5 protein-coding genes are annotated in these 19,370 nt (G+C 73.0%); 3 read left to right on the plus strand and 2 right to left on the minus strand.

Annotated features, from left to right (window positions below; genetic code table 11):
- Nucleotides 1–6: 6 nt before the first annotated feature.
- Entirely contained in the window at nucleotides 7–6,702 is a 6,696-nt protein-coding gene (locus ACMA1D_RS31930) for an SDR family NAD(P)-dependent oxidoreductase (RefSeq protein ID WP_414727461.1), read from the minus strand.
- Nucleotides 6,703–6,745: 43 nt separating this feature from the next.
- Complete coding sequence (locus ACMA1D_RS31935) at nucleotides 6,746–15,721, minus strand: beta-ketoacyl synthase N-terminal-like domain-containing protein (protein ID WP_414727462.1); 8,976 nt, start codon at nucleotides 15,719–15,721, stop codon at nucleotides 6,746–6,748.
- A gap of 250 nt (nucleotides 15,722–15,971) precedes the next feature.
- Here ACMA1D_RS31935 and ACMA1D_RS31940 point away from each other — a divergent pair, with 250 nt between their 5' ends.
- The 3 genes from ACMA1D_RS31940 to ACMA1D_RS31950 all read left to right on the plus strand — a co-directional run bounded on the left by ACMA1D_RS31940 (nucleotide 15,972) and on the right by ACMA1D_RS31950 (nucleotide 19,165).
- Entirely contained in the window at nucleotides 15,972–16,781 is an 810-nt protein-coding gene (locus tag ACMA1D_RS31940) for an SAM-dependent methyltransferase (protein WP_414727463.1), read from the plus strand.
- Between the two features lie 727 nt (nucleotides 16,782–17,508).
- Nucleotides 17,509–18,285, plus strand: coding sequence for an AfsR/SARP family transcriptional regulator (locus tag ACMA1D_RS31945; protein ID WP_414727464.1), 777 nt, complete (start codon nucleotides 17,509–17,511; stop codon nucleotides 18,283–18,285).
- Nucleotides 18,286–18,574: 289 nt separating this feature from the next.
- Nucleotides 18,575–19,165 carry an AAA family ATPase gene (locus tag ACMA1D_RS31950; protein ID WP_414727465.1) on the plus strand — a complete coding sequence of 197 codons (591 nt, stop codon included), beginning with the start codon at nucleotides 18,575–18,577 and terminating at the stop codon, nucleotides 19,163–19,165.
- Nucleotides 19,166–19,370 lie beyond the last annotated feature (205 nt).

The following is a 19,370-nucleotide window of genomic DNA, read 5'->3' on the forward strand; positions in this document are numbered from 1 at the left end:
AGTAATTCATGACAAGCCAAGTTCGTTATCGATGAAGTTCACGAGTTCGTCCGCGGACGCGGTCTGGAGCATGTCCGCCGCCTCGTCCGTACCTGGCGCCGTTGCGCTCTTGGCCTTCCACGTCGCGAGCAGCGCCTCAAGCCGTGCGGTGACCGCGCTCGCGTCCAGGTCCGCGACGGCGGCGCCGGTCAGGGCGCTCTCCAGCCGGGAGAGTTCGGCGAACAGCGGGTCGGGGCCACTGGTGGCGGGCGGGGCGCTGCCGGGGGCGAGTTGGCCGAGCAGGTGCTCGGCGAGCGCAGCGGGCTCGGGGTGGTCGAAGACGAGGGCGGCGGGCAGCCGTAGGCCGGTGGCTGCGGAGAGCCGGTTGCGCAGTTCCACCGCGGTCAGCGAGTCGAAGCCGAGTTCCTTGAAGGAGGTTCCGGCCTGTACGGCGCCGGGGTCGGGGTGGCCGAGGACGGTGGCGGCGTGGCCGCGTACCAGGTTGAGGAGGGTGCGGTGCCGTTCGCCGGTCGACAGCGTGCCGAGGTGTCCCGCGAGGTCGGCCGGGTCTTCGGCGGCGGCTGCGGTGCGCCGCGGGGCGCCGGCGGCGGCGAGGGTTCGCAGCGGGGCCGGCAGGGCCGCGGCGGGCCCGCCGGCGAGGGCGCGCGGGTCCAGGCTGAGGGCGAGGAGTTGCGGTTGGCCGTGTGCGCAGGCCGCGTCCAGCATCGCAAGGCCCGCATCGGTGCTGTTGGCCTTGATGCCGAGGCGGCCGATCCTGGCCAGGTCGGCGGCGGCGAGCTGGGCGGTGAGCCCGCTGGTCTCGGCCCACAGGCCCCAGGCGATGGACAGCCCCGGCTGGCCGAGGGCCCGGCGGTGGGCGGCCAGCGCGTCACAGAAGGCGTTGGCCGCCGCGTAGTTGGCCTGTCCCGGGGTGCCGAGTGCGGAGGCGAAGGAGGAGAAGAGGACGAACAGGCCCAGGCGCTGTCCCGCGGTGGCCGTGTGCAGGTTGGCCGCGGCCTTCGCCTTGGCGTCCCAGACCCGGGCCAGCCGGTCGGCGTTCTGGGCGGGGAACATCGCGTCGTCCAGGACGCCCGCCGCGTGGATGACGCCGGTCAGCGGGTGGGCCGGGTCGACGGAGGCGACGAGGTCGCGGACGGCGGCCGGGTCGGTGGCGTCGACGGCGACGATGCGGGCGGTGGCACCGGCGGCGGACAGCCGCTCGGCGAGGTCCGTGGCACCCGGCGCCTTCGGGCCGCTGCGGCTGACCAGCAGCAGGTGGCGGGTGCGTCCGGTGCGTACGAGGTGTTCGGCGACGTGGGCGCCGAGGGTTCCGGTGCCACCGGTGATCAGGACGGTGCCCTCGGGGTCGAGGGTGGCGGGCACGTCGAGTACGAGCTTGCCCGTGTGCTTGGCCTGGCTGAGGTGGCGCAGCGCCTGCCGGGCCCTGGCCAGCGGCCACACCCGGTGCGGCAGCGGGGTCAGCGCGCCGTCGGCGAACAGTTTGCGCAGGGTGTCCAGCAGGGCTCCGATGCGCTGCGGGCCGGCGTCGGCGATGAGGTCGAAGGCGGTGTAGCGCACCCCGGGGTGGTCGGCGGCGACCTGTTCGGGGTCGCGGATGTCGGTCTTGCCCATCTCCAGGAGCCGGCCGCCATCGCCGAGGAGTCGTAGCGAGGCGTCGACGAACTCACCCGCCAGACTGTTGAGCACCACATCCACACCACGACCACCGGTCGCCTCCCGGATCACCGACTCAAAGCCCAGATCCCGCGAGTTCGCCCGATGCCCCGCATCAACACCCAACCCCTCCAACACACCATGCTTGGCAGGACTGGCCGTCGCAAACACCTCAGCACCCAGGTGCTGGGCGATCTGCACCGCCGCCATCCCCACTCCCCCCGTCCCCGCATGAATCAACACCGACTCACCCGCGGTCAGGGAGCCGAGTTCGACCAGCGCGTACCAGGCGGTGAGGAACACCACCGGGGCCGAGGCCCCGTCGGTGAAGCTCCACTCGTCGGGGAGCGGGGCCACGGTGCGGGCGTCGGCGACGGCCAGCGAGCCGAACGCCCCCTCGAAGAGGCCGAAGACCCGGTCGCCGACGGCCAGCCCGGTGACGTCAGCGGCCACCTCGGTGATCACCCCCGCGCCCTCGCTGCCCGCGAAGGTGGCGCCGCCCGGGTACATGCCGAGGGCGATCAGCGCATCGCGGAAGTTGACGCCGGCGGCCCGTACCGCGATGCGGACCTCGCCCGCGGCCAGCGGTACGAGGGCCTCGGGGCAGGCGGCCACGGTCACGTTCTCGATGGTCGCGGCCTCCCGGGTGGTCAGCCGCCAGGCGGGCGCCCCGGCCGGCGGGACCAGGTCGCCCCCGTCGGCGGACGCCCGTACCAGGCGTGGCAGCAGCGTCCGGCCTGCGCGCAGCGCGAGTTGCGGCTCGTCGGCAGCGATCGCCCCCGCGAGGGCGGCGGCCACCTCCGCCCAGCCGGTCTCGGCATCCGGGGCGAGGTCGACCAGGAGCAGTCGGCCCGGGTTCTCCGCCTGGGCGCTGCGGACCAGGCCCCAGACTGCGGCGCCGGCGGCGTCCACCCATGCGGCGTCGACGGCTCCGCTGCCGCCGCCCGGCTCGCCCTCGGCGACCGCGCCGCGGGTGACGACGACCAGGTGTGCCGCGGTCAGTCGCGGCTCGGCCAGCCAGGCTTGGGCCGTCTCAAGGACGTGTTGCGCCGCGGCCAGGCCGGCAGCGGACGGTTCGACCCCGTCGGCGGGTGCCGGCAGGGACAGCACGCCGAGCGTCGGCGCGCTGCCCCCGGCATCCAGCGCCGCGGCCAGCGCCGGCACGTCGGCGTACGCGACCGGGGCCGTGCCGGATGTAGGGGTGGCCGCGCCGAAGCCGTACGGGTCGGGGCCGAGCAGCGCGACGGCCCCGAGTGCCGCCGGGGCGGTGGCGGGCAGGGGCAGCGGGGTCCACTCCAGGGCGTACAGGTCGCGGGCGCCGCGCCCGGTGGTGGAGCGCAGTTGGCCGACCTCGGCGCGGCGCAGCACCACGGTCTCGGCGTCGAGCACCGGCGCGCCCACGGCGTCCGCCACGGTCAGCCGCAGGGCTCGTTCCGCGGGCCCGCCGCCGGGGCGCTGGGTGAGCCGGACCCGGACCGTGCTGGCTCGGGCGGCCCACAGGGTGGCGCCGCTCCAGGTGAACGGCATCCACACGCGCCCGGTACCGGATGCGGTGTCCGCCTCGTCGAACAGCAGCGTCGGCTGCATCACGGCGTCGAGCAGCGCCGGGTGGATGCCGAACCCGTCCGGCTCACCGGCCGCCTCCGGCAACTCGACCTCGGCGAACAGCTCATCGCCGCGCCGCCAGACGCTGCGCAGCCCCTGGAAGGCCGGCCCGTAGGCGTAGCCGGCCGCGGTGGCCCGCGGGTAGAAGTCGGCCAGGTCCACGGGGTCCGCGTCGGCCGGTGGCCAGACGCCGGCAAGGCCCTCGCCCTGCGCGCCCGCCGGCACGGGCGGGGCGAGCACGCCTTCCGCGTGGCACAGCCAGTCGGCGCCCTCCCCGTCGTCGGGGCGCGAGTAGATCCGCACCTCGCGCCGCCCATCGGCGCCGGGCTTGTCCGCCACCACCTGTACGCGGGCGCCGCCGGTCGCCGGCAGCGTGAGCGGCACCTGGAGCGCCAGTTCGTCCAGGCCGCCGCTGCCCACCTCGTCGGCGGCGCGCAGCGCCCACTCGACCAGGGCCACGCCGGGCACCAGGACGCTGTCGGCCACCACGTGTTCGGCCAGCCACGCCGAGGATCGGGCCGAGAGCCGACCGGTCAGCAGGCAGGTGTCGGCGTCGGCGAGTTCGACGGCCGCGCCGAGCAGCGGGTGGCCGGCGGAGGCGAGCCCGAGGTCGGTCGGGTCGCCGCCGCGGGCGTGTTCCCCGCTGTGGCCGTCCAACCAGAAGCGCTCGCGCTGGAAGGCGTACGTGGGCAGGTCCACGAGGTGCGGCCGGGGCTCGGCGGGGAACCAGCGCCCCCAGTCCACCGCGACCCCGGCGGCGAACGCCTGCCCCACCGAGCGGAGCAGTTGGTCGAGCCCGCCGTGTTCGCGCCGGAGCGTGGGCACGGCAGCCGCCGACACACCCACCTCGTCGAAGGTCTCCTGGAGTCCGACGGTGAGCACCGGGTGGGTGCTGGCCTCGATGAACACCCGGTAGCCGTCGGAGAGCAGCCGCCGCACGGCGTCCGCGAAGCGGACCTGCTCGCGTAGGTTGGTCACCCAGTAGCCGGTGGTCAACTCGCTGGTGTCCAGGCGCTCCGTCGACACGGTGGAGTAGAAGGCGATGTCGGAGCGGGTGGGTGTGATGCCGGCCAGCACCTGGTGCAACTCGTCAGCGATCTCATCGACCTGCGGACTGTGCGAGGCGTAGTCCACATCGATCAGCCGCGCCCGACCGCCCGCTTCCTCCAGCGCCGTCACCGCGTGCTGTACATGCCCGGGCGGACCCGAAATCACCGTAGAACCAGGCCCGTTGACCGCCGCCACACCCGCACCCGCAGCCGCCTCACCAAGCCCAGCCAGGAAGTCAACCGCCTCGTCCTGACTGAGCGCGAGCGACGCCATCGCACCGCCACCCGCCAACTTACGCAACGCCCTGCTCCGCAGGGCCACGACCTTAGCGCCATCTTCGAGAGACAGCGCACCGGCGACGACAGCCGCGGCGATCTCACCCTGACTGTGACCCACCACCGCAGCAGGCCTCACACCCTGATCCGCCCACACCGCAGCCAACGACACCATGACCGCCCACAACACCGGCTGCACCACATCAACCCGACCAAGGTCGGCAGCCCCCACACCACCACGAAGAACCTCAACCAACGACCAATCCACATACGGCGCAAGCGCCACCTCACACTCCGCAACCCGCGCCGCGAACACCGGCGAAGACTCCAACAACCCCGCACCCATCCCCACCCACTGCGACCCCTGACCAGGGAAGACCACCACCGGACCCTTGCCGCCGACCGTGGCGCCCGCGGGGAGGACCACATCGGGGTGTGCCTCGTCCGCGGCCAGTGCTTCCAGGGCCGTCAGCAGGGCGGTGCGGTCGGTGCCGGTGACCGTGGCCCGGTGTTCGAAGGCCGACCGGGTGGTCACCAGCGACCAACCCACCTCGTGCGCGCTCAGTTCGGGTTGCTCGATCACCCGTCGTACGAGCTCCGTCGCCTGGTCGCGCAGGGCCGCTGGGGTACGGGCCGAGAGCACCCAGGGCAGCGGAGTGCCGGCCGGCAACTCCGCGGTGCGGGGGGCGGCCGGGGCAGTGGTGTCCTGTGACGTGGCGTCGGTGGCCGCCGGTTCCGGGGCCTGCTCCAGGATCAGGTGGGCGTTGGTGCCGGAGACACCGAACGAGGAGATGCCGGCCCGTCGCGGGCGGCCGTGCTGCTCCCACGGCACGTGCTCGCTGAGCAGCCGCACCGCGTCGTCGTCCCACTCCACGTGCGGCGTTCGCTGGTTGAGGTGCAGGTTGCCCGGCAGCAGGCCGTGGCGCAGGGCCAGCACCATCTTGATGACGCCGGCGACACCGGCCGCCGCGTGGGTGTGGCCGATGTTGGTCTTCACGGAGCCGAGCCACAGCGGCCGGCCCGGCTGCCGTTCCTGGCCGTAGGTGGCCATCAGCGCCTCGGCCTCGATGGGGTCGCCGAGCGCCGTACCGGTGCCGTGCGCCTCGACGACGTCGACGTCCGCCGGGCCCAGCCGCGCGTTGGCGAGCGCCTGGGTGATGACGCGCTCCTGGGCGACGTCGCTGGGCGCCGTCAGGCCGTTGCTGGCGCCGTCCTGGTTGATGGCCGAGCCGCGGATGACGGCCAGTACGCGGTGGCCGTTGCGCTGCGCCTCCGAAAGCCGCTCCAGCACGATCAGGCCGACGCCCTCGGAGAACCCGGTGCCGTCGGCCGCGGCGTCGAAGGACTTGCAGCGCCCGTCGGGTGAGAGCGCCCGCTGGCGGGAGAACTCGGTGAACATCACCGGCGTGGACATCGCGTTGACGCCGCCGGCCAGGGCCAGGGTGCACTCACCCTGCCGCAGCGCCTGGCAGGCGAGGTGCATCGCGACCAGGGAGGCGGAGCAGGCGGTGTCCACGGTGATCGCGGGGCCTTCGAGCCCGAGGGTGTACGCGACGCGTCCGGTGAGCAGGCTGGGCAGCACGCCCGTGGTGGCGTACCCCTCGAACCCCTCGGGGATGTGCAGCGTACGCGACAGGTAGTCCTGGCCTGATATGCCGGCGTAGACGCCGGTCCGCGAGCCCTTCAGGGACAGTGGGTCGATCCCGGCGCGCTCCAGCGCCTCCCACGCGGTGTGCAGCAGAAGGCGCTGCTGCGGGTCCATGGCCAGTGCCTCGCGCGGGCTGATGCCGAAGAACGCGGCATCGAAGCGGTCCATGTCGTAGAGGAATCCGCCCTGTTTGACGGAGCTGGTGCCGTAGTGGCCGGGGTCGGGGTGGTAGAGGTTCTCCAGGTCCCAGCCGCGGTCGGTGGGGAAGTCGCCGATGGCGTCCACGCCGGAGACGATGAGCTCCCAGTACTCCTCGGGCGTGCGGGCGCCGCCGGGGAACTGGCAGGCCATGCCGACCACGGCGATCGGCTCCTGGGTGCGCTCCTCCACCTCACGCAAACGCAGCCGTGTGTCGTGCAGTTCGGCGGAGACACGCTTGAGGTATTCGACCAGCTTCTCTTCGTTCACCATGAGGTTTCACCCGGCCTTCAGCGATGGTGGCGCCCAGCACATTTCAGGACACACCAAGTTCGTTGTGGATAAAGTCGAGAACTTGATCCGCGGACGCGGATTCCAACCTTTCCGCGGCGCTGCTCTCGTTCGCCGGCTTGCGGCCTGCCTTGAGCCGCGCCAACAGGCTCTCCAGCCGGGACATCACGGCACTGGAATCGCTGTCCTCCAAGGCCACGTTGGTCAGGGTGTTTTCGAGTCGGGTGAGGTCGGTGAGCACCGGGTCGGGCGTTCCGTGCGCGGGCGCCTGTGCGTCCTCGGGCGCGAGCCGTTCGCCCAGGTGGGTGGCGATGCCGTCCGGCGTCGGGTGCCGGAAGACGAGGGCCGCGGGCAGCCGCAGGCCGGTGGCGGCGGCGAGCCGGTTGCGCAGTTCCACCGCCGTGAACGAGTCGAAGCCGAGGTCCTTGAAGCTGGCGTCGACCTGGACGGCGTCGGTGTCGGCGTGGCCGAGCACCGTGGCCGCGTGCTCGCGGACCAGGGCGAGCAAGGTGTGGTGGCGCTCGTCGGCCGAGAGGCCGGCGAGTCGCGCGGCCCAGTCGACGGGCTGGCCCGCACCGGCGTCGGCCGCGCTGCGCCGGCCCCGCCCGCCGGCGGCGACCAGGCCGCGCAGCGCCCCGGGCACCTCGCTGATCGGCTGGGCGGCCAGCGCCCTGGGGTCGATGTCGGCGGCCACCAGGTGGCCCGGGCCGTGCCGGTGGGCGGCGTCCAGGAGGGTCCGTAGCCGCTCGGCCGACAGGGCCGTCACGCCGCTTCCGGGCGGGGTGGCTGTGGGCGAGCCGGCCCGGGGGCCGTAGCCGATGGTGCGTGCCGGTGCGCCCTCCGTACGTCGGTGGGCGGCCAGGGCGGCGCCGTACGCGTCGGCCGCGGCCTGTGCGGGCTCGCCGGCGAGGCCGAGCGTGCCGGCGGCCGGGGCGAGGCTGACGAACAGGTCGGGCCGGGCGGTCGCGGTGGCGTCCTGGAGGTGGGCCAGTGCCGTCGCGCGGGCCGCCCAGGCGTGGGCCGTTCCTCCGCCGTCCGCGGTGGCGCCGGTTGGGGCGTCGGCCGGGCCGCAGGTCGGGGCTTCCGCCGCGGTGTGGATGATCGCGGTCAGCGGGTGCTTGGCGTCGATGCCGGCGACGAGGGCGGTCACCGCGGCCGGGTCGGCGAGGTCGACCGTGGTCAGTCGCGGCTGCGCCCCGGCGGCGGTCAGTTCGGCCGCGCGTGCCGCGGCCTCCGCCTGCGGCGTGCCGGGCGGGTCGGCGAGCAGCAGGTGGCCGGCCTGCCCGGTGCGTACCAGGTGTTCGGCGACGAGCGCGCCGAGCGCCGGGTCGTCGCCGGTGACCAGGACGGTGCCCGCCGGGTCCAGGAGGTCGGCGCCTTCGGTGGGAGCGGGCGCCGCCGCGGCCCTGGCCAACCGGGGCACCAGGGCGCGCCCGGCACGCAGGGCGAGGTGCGGTTCGTCCTGGGCCGCGGCCCGTAGTACGGCGGGGGTCAGCGCCGCCGTGTCCTCCTCGCCCGCGCCGGCGAGGTCGAGCAGCAGGAAGCGGCCCGGGTGTGCGGCCTGTACGGCGCGGAGCAAGCCCCAGACGCCGGCGCCGGCCGGGTCCGCCGCCGGGTCGCCTTCGCCGGTGGTCACCGCCGTGCGGGTGACGACGACCAAGAGGGTTTCGGCCAGCGCCGGTTGTGCCAGCCAACCGCGGACCAGGGTGTGCAGCCGCTCCGCGAGGTGGAGGCCGGTGGCCGGTTCGGGGGCGTCGCCGAGCGCTTCGGTGATCACGACGGCCGGTGCGGGCAGGCCCTCGTCGACGGCGGTGGCCAGGGCCGTCGCGTCCGGGTAGGGCACCGGGCCGTACGGGCTGGCTTCGTCGGCAGCCCGTACGGCCAGACCCAGCCGGTCTTCGCCGAGCAGCGCCCAGCCGCCCGCGGTGACCGGGGTCATGGCGGCGGCCGGGTCGGCGGCGAGCGGGGTCCACTCCAGGGTGAACAGCCCGGCCACGGCGCGCCCGCCCGCGGCGCGCAGGTGCGCGACGTCGGCCGGCCGGCTCACCAGTGAGGCGGCGGTCAGTACCGGGGCGCCGGCCCCGTCGGTGAGGGTGACGGTGAGCGCCCGCTCGCCCTCGGCCGCGTCCTGGCTCGGGCGCAGCCGCACCCGTACGGTGTGCGCGTCGCCGGCCCACAGGGTGACGCCGCTCCAACTGAAGGGCATCCACACCCGCCCGGCGGTGTCCGGGGACGCGTCGGTGGGGCTCGGGAGCAGCAGTGCGGGGTGCAGGGCCGCGTCCAGCAGCGCCGGGTGGATGCCGTAACCCTCGCGGTCGCCCGCCGACTTCGGCAGCGTGACCTCGGCCAGCACCACGTCCCCGTGCCGCCACAGGGCCCGCAGCCCGCGCAGCGCGGGACCGTAGCCGTAGCCGTCGGCGGTGATCCGGGCGTAGAACTCGGTGACGTCCACGGCCTCGGCGCCGGCCGGCGGCCAGGCTTCGGCGGCCGTGCCGGGTTCGTCGGCCTCGGCTGCCGGCGGGCCGAGCACGCCCTCCGCGTGGCACAACCAGCCTGCGTCCGCGGCCAGTTCGTCGTCGGGGCGGGAGTAGATCCGCAGGTCCCGGCGTCCGTCGGCGGTGGCTGCGGCGACCACGACCTGCACCTTGAGCGATCCCGTAGGCGGCAGGACCAGCGGCACCTGGAGGGCGAGTTCGTCCACGCCGCCGCACCCCACCTCGTCGGCCGCCCGCAGCGCCCACTCCACCAGGGCCGTGCCCGGTACGAGGGTGGCGCCGCCCATCTCGTGCTCGCCCAGCCAGGTGTGGGTCTGGGCGGACAGCCGGCCGCTGAGTACGTGGGCGGTTCCGTCGGCCAGTTCCACCGCGGCGCCGAGCAGGGGGTGGCCCGATGAGGTGAGGCCGAGTTCACCGAGACTGCCGGCGCCCGCGTTGCCGCCGGTCAGCCAGTACCGCTCGCGTTGGAAGGCGTAGGTGGGCAGGTCGACGCCGTACGGGGCGCGGTCGGCGGTGAACCAGCGGGTCCAGTCCACCGCGGCCCCGGCCGTGAACGCCTGCGCCACGGACTGGGCGAGTTGTGCCGCGCCGCCCTGCTCGCGGCGCAGGGTGGGTACGGTGACGGCCGTCGCCTGGACGCCCGCCTCGTCGAAGGACTCCTGGAGTCCGACGGTGAGGACGGGGTGGGTGCTGGCCTCGATGAAGATCCGGTGGCCCGCGTCGAGCAGCCGCTGCACGGCGTCGGCGAAGCGGACCCGTTCACGCAGGTTGGTCACCCAGTACGCGGTGGTCAGCTCACTGGTGTCGATGCGGTCCGCGGTGACCGTGGAGTAGAAGGCCGTCTCCGCCCGCGCCGGCGTGATGCCGGCCAGGATGTCCGTCAACTCTTCGGTGATCACGTCGACTTGGGGACTGTGCGAGGCGTAGTCCACGTCGATCAGCCGGGCCCGGCCGCCGGTCTCCTGGAAGCGGCTCACGGCGTGTCGTACCTGCTCCGGCGGGCCCGAAACCACCACGGAGCCCGGCCCGTTGACGGCCGCCACGACGACGGCCCGCGCCTGCTCGCCCAGTTCGGCCAGCCACGGTTCGGCCTCCTGCTGGCTCATCCCGAGCGAGGCCATGGCACCGCCGCCAGCCAACTTGCGGAGTGCCTTGCTGCGCAGCGCGACGACCTTCGCGCCGTCTTCGATGGTGAGCGCGCCGGCGACGACGGCCGCGGCGATCTCACCCTGACTGTGACCCACCACCGCAGCAGGCTGCACACCCTGATCCGCCCAGACTGCGGCCAGCGACACCATCACCGCCCACAAGACCGGCTGCACCACATCAACCCGGCTAAGGTCGGCAGCGCCCACCCCGCCGCGCAACACCTCGGCGAGCGACCAGTCCACGTACGGGGCGAGCGCCCGCTCGCACTCCGCGACCCGCGCCGCGAAGACCGGCGAGGCTTCCAACAGCCCGGCGCCCATCCCCACCCACTGCGAGCCCTGACCGGGGAAGACGAGGACCGGACCGCGGGCGGAGCCACCGGCGACCGGGGTCGCGGGGCCGACCACACCCGGGTAGGTCTCGCCGGCCGCCAGCGCCTCAAGACCCACCGTCAGCTCGTCCCGGTCCTGCCCGATGACCACGGCCCGCTGCTCGAAGACGGTGCGTCCGGTGGCCAGCGACCAGCCCACGTCCGCAAGCGTCGCGCCCGCTTCCAGCGCGGCCGGCAACCGCTCGATCAACGCCCTGGCCTGGCCGCGCAGCGCCTGCGGGCTGCGGGCGGTGAGCACCCAGGGCACCACGTCGGCGCCGGCGACAGGCCCGGCAGGCGAGGCAACCGGCTCGTCCGCGCCCGTGACCGGGGCAGCGACCGCGGCTTCGGGTGCCTGTTCCAGGATCAGATGGGCGTTGGTGCCCGAGATGCCGAAGGAGGAGACCGCAGCCCGCCGTGGCCGCTCGGCGGGCTGCCAGGGCACCGGCTCGGTGAGCAGCCGTACGCCGCCGGCGGACCAGTTCACGTGCGGGCTCGGCGCGTCGATGTGCAGGGAGGCGGGCAGTTCGGCGTGGCGCAGCGCCATCACCATCTTGATCACCCCGGCGACGCCGGCGGCTGCCTGGGTGTGACCGATGTTGGACTTGATCGAGCCGAGCCACAGGGGCTGGTCGTCGGGGCGGCCCTGGCCGTAGGTCGCGAGCAGGGCCTGTGCCTCGATCGGGTCACCCAACGTGGTGCCGGTGCCGTGCGCCTCCACCGCGTCCACCTCGGTCGGCGCCAGCCCGGCCTGGGCCAGCGCCTGGCGGATGACCCGCTGTTGGGAGGGGCCGTTGGGGGCGGCGAGTCCGTTGCTCGCGCCGTCCTGGTTGATGGCCGAGCCGCGGATGACCGCCAGTACGCGGTGGCCGTTGCGCTGCGCCTCCGAGAGCCGCTCCAACAGGACGAGCCCGGCGCCCTCCGCCCAGCCGGTGCCGTCGGCGGCTGCCGCGAACGGCTTGCACCGGCCGTCGGGCGCCAGGCCGCGCTGCCGGGAGAAGCCGGTGAACATGCCGGGCGCGGCCATCAGGGTGACACCGCCGGCCAGCGCGAGGGAGCACTCGCCCTGCCGCAGCGCCTGCGCGGCCAGGTGGAGCGCCACCAGCGACGACGAGCAAGCGGTGTCCACGGTGATGGCGGGGCCTTCGAGGCCGAAGGTGAAGGCCACCCGGCCCGAGGTGACGCTCGGGGTGATGCCGGTCAACAGGTGGGCGTCGATGCCGCCGGTGGCCTGGTGCAGCCGCGGCCCGTAGTCCTGCGGGGTGGCGCCGACGAACACGCCGGTGGCGCTGCCGCGCAGCGCGGCGCCGTCGAGACCGGCCCGTTCGAACGCCTCCCAGGCCGTCTCCAGGAGCAGCCGCTGCTGCGGGTCCATCGCCAGCGCCTCACGCGGGCTGATGCCGAAGAACCCGGCGTCGAACTGCGCGGCGTCGTACAGGAAGCCGCCCTCGCGGGCGTAGCTGGTGCCCGGGTGGTCCGGGTCGGGGTGGTAGAGGCCGTCCAGGTCCCAGCCGCGGTCGGTGGGGAACGCGCCGACCGCGTCGACGCCGTCGGCGACCAGCGACCACAGCGCCTCGGGCGAGGCGACGCCGCCGGGGAAGCGGCAGCTCATCGCGATGACCGCGATCGGGTCGTCGTCCACCGGGCCGGCGCCCGGGTGCTGCTGCGGTGCGGCTGCCCGCTTGTCGCCGGCCTGGGCGCGCAGCTCGGCGGCGACCGCGGTGGGCGTGGGGTGGTCGAAGGTCAAGGTGGCCGGCAGCGGCAACCCGGCCGCCGCGCTGAGCTGTTCGCTCAGTTCGGCCGCGGCCATCGAGTCGAAGCCGAGCTCCTTGAACGTCAGGTCCGGGTCGACGGCGTTACCGGTGGGGTGGCCGAGCACCAGGGCGGCCTTGGCCCGGACGAGATCCAGCAGGACCTGGTCGCGCTCGGCGTCGGTCAGCCCGTCCAACCTGCTGCGCAGCGGCGAAGCGGTGCCGTCGGCGGACCCGGCCGGCTCACCGGACGCGGTGGGCTCCTTGGGTCCGGTGGGCTTCGTGGGCGCGTCGGCCGGTGCTGGCAGTGCGGTGCCGTTGACCCGGGCCGGGATGTGCCGGGGGGTGTGCCCGGGGCTCGTCCCCGTGTCGTCCGCGGGTGGCTCGGGCCAGAAGCGCTGCCGCTGGAAGGCGTACGTGGGCAGGGCGACGCGCGGCTGCTCGGCCCCCCTGCTCAGGGTCCGCTCCCAGTGCAGCGGCACCCCGCGCACGTACGCCTGGGCCAGCGCCGCGATGAGGGTGGCTGCTTCGGGGCGCTGGCGGCGGAGTACGGCCAGCGCGGCCGGTCGCGGGCGGTCGGGGCCGGTCGCCGGCAGGGTGGTGAAGCACTCCCGGGCCATGGCGGCCAGGGGCGCGTCGGGACCGAGCTCCAGGAAGGTGTCGACGCCGGCGGCGTGCAGGGTGTGCACACCGGCGAGGAACTGCACGGCGCGGCGGGCGTGCGCGGCCCAGTAGTCGGGCGAGGCGAGTTGCTCAGCCGTCGCCAACTTTCCACTCACGTTGGAGACCAGCGGGATGGCCGGGGCGGCGAAGGTGAGATCGGCGGCGACGGCCCGCAGTTCCGCCAACATGCCGTCCATGTGTGGCGAGTGGAAGGCGTGGCTGACCCGCAGCCTGGACGCCTTGCGGCCACGGGACCGCCAGGCGGTGGTGGCCTCGTCCACCGCCTCCACGTCCCCCGAAACCACCAGCGAGGTGGGGCCGTTGACGGCGGCGACGTCGATCCGGCCCGCGTACGGGGCGAGGACCTCGGCCGCCTCGTCGGCCGTGGCCTGCCAGGCGGCCATCGCACCGGGGACGGTGACGGCCTGCATGAGCCGCCCGCGGGCCGCGACGAGCCGGGCCGCGTCCGGGAGCGAGAGCACACCGGCGACGTGGGCGGCTGCGATCTCGCCGACCGAGTGCCCCAGCAGGTAGTCCGGGGTCAGCCCCCACGACTGGACCAGCCGGAACAGCGCGACCTCGATCGCGAACAGGGCAGCCTGGGTGTACGAGGTCTGGTCGAGCGCGGTGGCCGCGGCGCCTGCCGCACCGGACGGCCGATCTGCCGCGGCTGCCTGGCCTGCCTGCTCCGTCGAGCCTGCCTGCTCCGTCGAGCCTGCCTGGTCTGCTGGAGCTGTGTCGGCTGCGCCTGCGGCCGGCGGCGCGTCCGTGTCCCGCCCACTGAAGATGACGTCGCGCAGCGGCCGGTCCAGATGCGGGTCGAGGCAGTCGATGGCCGCGTCCAGGGCGGTCGCGAACGCCGGATAGGTGGCGTACAGCTCACGGCCCATGTCGACGCGCTGGCTGCCCTGGCCGCTGAAGAGCAGGGCCAGTCGGCCGCCGGTGACCCTGCCCCGGGCCAGGCCGACCGTCTCCGCGTCGCGCTCCGCCTCGGCCAACAGGGCCAACAACCCGTCGGCACCCGTGGCGTGCAGCACCGCACGGTGGGCGAAGGCGGTACGGCGGGTGGCGAGCGCGTGGGCGACGGCGGCCGGATCGCGGTCGGGCTGATCGGCCAGTGCGGTGCGCAGCCGGGCCGCCTGGGCGCGCAGTGCGGCGGGGCTCTTGGCGGACAGCGTCCACACCAGCGGGCCCGCCGGTCCCCCGGCAGGCTCTGCCACATCGGCCGGCGCCCCGCTGGCGCGGGGCTCGGGTGCCTCGGCGACCACCAGGTGGCAGTTGGTGCCGCCCATCCCGAAGGCGCTGACGCCGGCGAGCAGGGGCCGCTCGGGTACGGGCCACGGGCCGAGCTCGCGCTGCACCGCGAGCCCCAACTCGGTCAGCGGAATGCGCGGGTTGGGCGTGGTGTGGTTGAGGCTCGGCGGGAGCTGCCGGTTGCTGAGGCTGAGCACCACCTTGAGCAGGCCGACGATGCCGGCGGCGGCCTCCAGGTGGCCGACGTTGGTCTTGGCCGAGCCGACCCGCAGCGGCTGGTCGGCCGGGCGCTGCCGGCCGAGCGCGGCGCCGAGCGCGGCAGCCTCGATCGGGTCCCCGACGGGCGTACCGGTGCCGTGCAACTCCACGTACTGGACGTCGGTCGCGCTCGCCCCGGACCGCTCGTGGGCCCGTCGGATCACGTCTTCCTGGGCCTGCGGGTTGGGCGCGGTGAGCCCGTCGGTCGCGCCGTCGTTGTTGACCGCGCTCGACCGGATCACGCCGTAGACCGGGTCACCGTCGCGCAACGCGTCCGCCAGCGGCCTGAGCAGCACCGCAACGCCGCCCTCGCCGCGGACGAAGCCGTTGGCCGCGGCGTCGAAAGTGTGGCACTTGCCGTCCGGGGACAGGCCGCCGAACTGGGTGTTGGCCGCGTCCATGCTGTCCTCGCCGAGGATCAGGTTGACGCCGGCCGCGATCGCCCGGGTGCATTCGCCCTGGCGCAGGCTCTCGCACGCCAGGTGCACCGCCACCAGGCCCGATGCCTGCGCCGCGTCCACGGAGAGACTGGGGCCGTTCAGGCCGAGGCCGTAGGAGACGCGGTTGGCGAGGATGCTGCGGTGCAGGCCCGTCATCGGGTAGCGGCCGGCGGGCCCGCCGGCGCGGCGCAGCAAGGTGGCGTAGTCGTCCCACATGGCGCCGACGTACACCCCGGTGCGGCTGCCGGCGAGCGCTTCGGGACGCACCCCGGCGTCCTCAAGCGCCTCCCAGGACAACTCCAGCATCAGCCGCTGCTGCGGGTCCATGGCGAGCGCTTCGCGCGGACTGATGCCGAAGAATTCGGCGTCGAATCCGTCCACCCGGTCCAGGAATCCGCCATATCGATTGCCGGCGGGTTCCGTGGCGCCCGTTTCACGGGGTGCGGTGGAATTTCCGGTACGGCGACGATCAGCCGGCAGTACGGAAATGGCGCTTTCGCCGTCCCGAAGCAGTCGCCAGAAATCGCGTGGGCTCGGCGCCTGCGGCAAACGGCAGGCCAGCCCCACGACGGCGATGGGAGTTGCGGACTGAGTTGACCGGTCGGGATCGGTGCTAGCCATCACGCCTCGTACGGAGCTCAGAAGGAAAAGACTTCCGGTCGTCATGGGTCATTGGCGGCACTCCGCTCCGGACTTGGTGATCGGTGCGAGCACAGCGTCAGCGTGGTCTGCGCCTCTAAAGGCACACCAAACAGGCCGCGGCCGGTGACTTTAGCCGCGTGTTATCGAGGCGCAGGACCATCGCCCGCATGAGTGGGCCCCGTGGCCCCTTGACGGCCAGCCCGGTCGCCGAGCACACAGGAGGAGAGTCATGCCCCAAGCGTCCGTTCCGCCGAGCGGCCAGGTGTCCGACTACTACAGTTCGCTGGGCCCGCTGTTGCAGATGGCGTGGGACGACAACTTCCACTTCGGCTACTGGGAGAGCGCCGACGATCCGGCCACCGTCGAGGAGGCCACCGACCGGTTCACCGACCTGCTCATCGAGCGGCTCCAGGTGGGCCCCGGCGACCGGGTGCTCGACGTGGGCTGCGGCATCGGGAAGCCCGCCATGCGTGTGGCGACCTCGACCGGGGCCAACGTGCTGGGCATCACCATCAGCGAGCAGCAGGTCAAGCAGGGCCTGGAGCGCGCCGCCGCGGCCGGCAAGTCGGACCAGGTGGACTTCCAGTACGCGGACGCCATGAAGATGCCGTACGAGGCGGGGTCGTTCGACGCGATCCTGGCGTTCGAGTCGATCAACCACATGGAGCGGCTGACGGCGCTGCGCGAGATGAACCGGGTGCTGGTCTCCGGCGGCCGGGTGGTACTGACCGACGTCACCCCGCCCGAGGACGGCAGCTACACCGAGCCGACCGACCCGACCGTGGTCTCCTCGCTGGTCAGGCTGGAGGACTGGCCCGCGCTTGTCGCCGAGGCCGGACTGGTCCTGGACGAGATCAAGGACGTCACCGAGAACACCAAGGACACCGCCAACCGCATGATCGACGGCATCCTGCGGTGCCGCAAGGAGTTCGAGGCGCAGCACGGGATCTCGGTCCAGGAGGTGTTCGACGCCGCGAAGGAGGCGCTGCCTGCGGTGCCCACCGCCGGGTGCGTGATCGTGGTCGCGCACAAGCCCTGACCCACCCCTAACGCGGCGTGCCGACCCCCCGTGGGTTCGACGGCGCGACCCGGCCCTGCTGACGGCCGGTGGCGGCAGCCCCCGCGCACTGCCGCCGCTGGCCGCTCCCCCTAGCGCCCCCAGAGAACATCCTTTTGAGGGAACGGCTGACCGCGCATCGCCTGCGGTCGACGACGGCGGACGTGATCGCCGCAAAGCGCCCTCAAAAATCCCCCCAAATACCGCCTCATCATCCCGCGGCGAGCGGGCGATCGCCCCTTCATGACCCCCGTTTTCCCCTAGGGGGTTCCAGAGTTGGCAACTGGGGCTGCCGCCTGCCGGACAGGGGTGCAATGGACTGTCTGGCGATGGCGAGGGGCGTATCGTCTTTCCCGGAGACAACGCCCAGCGGGTGAAGGTTTTCGATTCCCGGTAAGTATCCGGTAAGCACCTGAATTGACTCGAACGGGCTGGATGACCGCCCGAGCTGACCGGTGCGCCTTTCGCCCGGACCATCGAGTGACCGCCATGAAGACGGGGGGATATGTGGCTTCAGCGTTGCGCGACGTGAGTCAGCGATTCCGGCCCTACGGACGCCCCTACGGACACCGAGATCTCGGATTTCCGCGAGATGTCGTCTTCGCCGCCACGGCTCAACCGGCCTCGAAGACCAGAACTCGCCCGAGCGCTATCAAGAATCCGTCTCCGGCATACAATTATTCGCCGCTCTCATCGACTGGGACACGCCGTGCGATATGAAATCATGGGGCCTCTCCGCGTTGTAGACGGAGAGGAGAAGTCTTCCATCAGGGCACGGAAGATAGAGGTGCTCCTCACCGTCCTGCTCGTCCGTTCGGACCAGGTGGTTCCCGTGGACCACCTCATCACGGAGATCTGGGGCGAGGAGCCTCCACGCCGCGTCATCGCCGGTCTTCATGTCTACATTTCACAGATCCGCAAGTTCCTCAACCGTCCGGACCGCAGCGAAAGCCCGGTCCTGACCCGCCCTCCCGGGTACGTCCTGCGGCTGGGCGCCGACGAGTTGGACATCCGCTACTTCGAGCAACTGGTGAGCCAGGGCCGGGACCACTCCAGGGAACACCGTTACGCGCAGGCGGCCCATAGCTTCCAGAACGCACTGGCCCTGTGGCGCGGACCGCTGCTGGACGACGTGTGTTGCGGCCCGATCCTGGAGGGCTTCCAGACCTGGTTGTACGAGGCCCGGCTTGAGTGCGTGGAGATGCTGATGGACGCCCGGCTGATGCTGGGTCGCCACCGCGAACTGGTCAGCGACCTCTACCAGTTGGCGACCGAGCACCCCTTGCGTGAGGCCCTGCACCGGCAGCTCATGCTGGCGCTCTACCGATCCGGCCGCCGCGCGGACGCCCTGCACGTCTACCAGTCGGCCCGCAAGACGCTCAACGAGGAACTCGGCTTGGAACCCTGCCGCGACCTCCAGGCCCTCCAACAGGCCATCCTCACTTCGGACGACCGGCTCGAACTCCCGGTCTCCCTGTCTGCCTGAGCCCGGCGGGCACCGGCCCGCACGGCGCCGCCGCCCACCAGCGAGGCGCGGACGCCACCGATCGAGCGCCACGCTCCCCTCTCCCGGCACGAACCCGGCGGCCATCGCATCCAGCGGTGGCCGCCGGTGGTTGTGGGTGATGGTGGGCGGGGCGGTCGGGAGTGTGAGGGTGGGTGTGGGCTGTTTGGGACAGGTCGAGTGGCTCCACCTCGGCAAGTTCTTCGGGCTCCAGCTTGATCGTCATTACATTTGGCCCCACCTGCCCCAGCTCGTAGGAGACCAAGACGCGATGAGCACACCAACCCTGGTCGTCGTGAGCGGCGGACCCGGCACGGGGAAGACCACGCTCGCCCACGAACTCGCCCGTGTCCTCGGCTGCCCCGCGATCATCCGCGACGAGATCAAACAGGGCATGGCCATGTCCCGTCCTGGCTACCAGAGCGGCGGGGAAGATCCCCTCAACTACCCGACCCTGGAAGCCTTCTTCGGAGTACTGAAGGTACTCCTGAAGGCCGGCGTCACGGTGATCGCTGAAGCAGCCTTCCAGGACCGGCTGTGGCGGCCGAACCTCGAACCGCTCACTGGCCTCGCACATCTCCGCGTCATCCGCTGCACCACCGACGCCGGCCTGGCCCACGACCGCATCATCCAGCGCGCCAAGAAAGACGCCCACCGGGCCGCCCACGGCGACCAAGACCTGCTTGACTCCATCGCCGCCGGAGGACACTCTCTCGACTCCTTTGTCCCGATCTCCTTGGACACCCCCACCCTGGCCGTGGACACCTCACACGGCTACCAGCCAGCTTTGCCGGAGATCGCAGCCTTCGCCCGCGCATCCATCCACGATGGTGCGTCACCCAAACGCATGATGGACGGCTAACGACACGCCCCGAGCGGAGCTACTACCGGCGATCTTTGCGTTATATCGCCGAGCGATTAGGAGAACAGCCGAACGGCGGGCCCGACGGCCAGGATGACCCGCCCCGACGGACCTGAACCACTGCACGTCTGCGGCCAGTCGTAGTTCAGCTCGACCGAGACGTGGCAGCCAAGGTCATCCCTCTCACCCGGTGACTTCGTCACCG

It is taken from the genome of Streptomyces sp. 796.1, from assembly GCF_047525675.1.
Taxonomy (GTDB): Bacteria; Actinomycetota; Actinomycetes; order Streptomycetales; family Streptomycetaceae; genus Streptomyces.

What these genes read in the sequence shown, in the direction of transcription:
- ACMA1D_RS31950 (WP_414727465.1), top strand. Translation starts at nt 18,575, where the DNA reads ATGAGCACACCAACCCTGGTCGTCGTGAGCGGCGGACCCGGCACGGGG.
- ACMA1D_RS31930 (WP_414727461.1), bottom strand. Translation starts at nt 6,702, where the DNA reads ATGGTGAACGAAGAGAAGCTGGTCGAATACCTCAAGCGTGTCTCCGCC.
- ACMA1D_RS31935 (WP_414727462.1), bottom strand. Translation starts at nt 15,721, where the DNA reads ATGGCTAGCACCGATCCCGACCGGTCAACTCAGTCCGCAACTCCCATC.
- ACMA1D_RS31940 (WP_414727463.1), top strand. Translation starts at nt 15,972, where the DNA reads ATGCCCCAAGCGTCCGTTCCGCCGAGCGGCCAGGTGTCCGACTACTAC.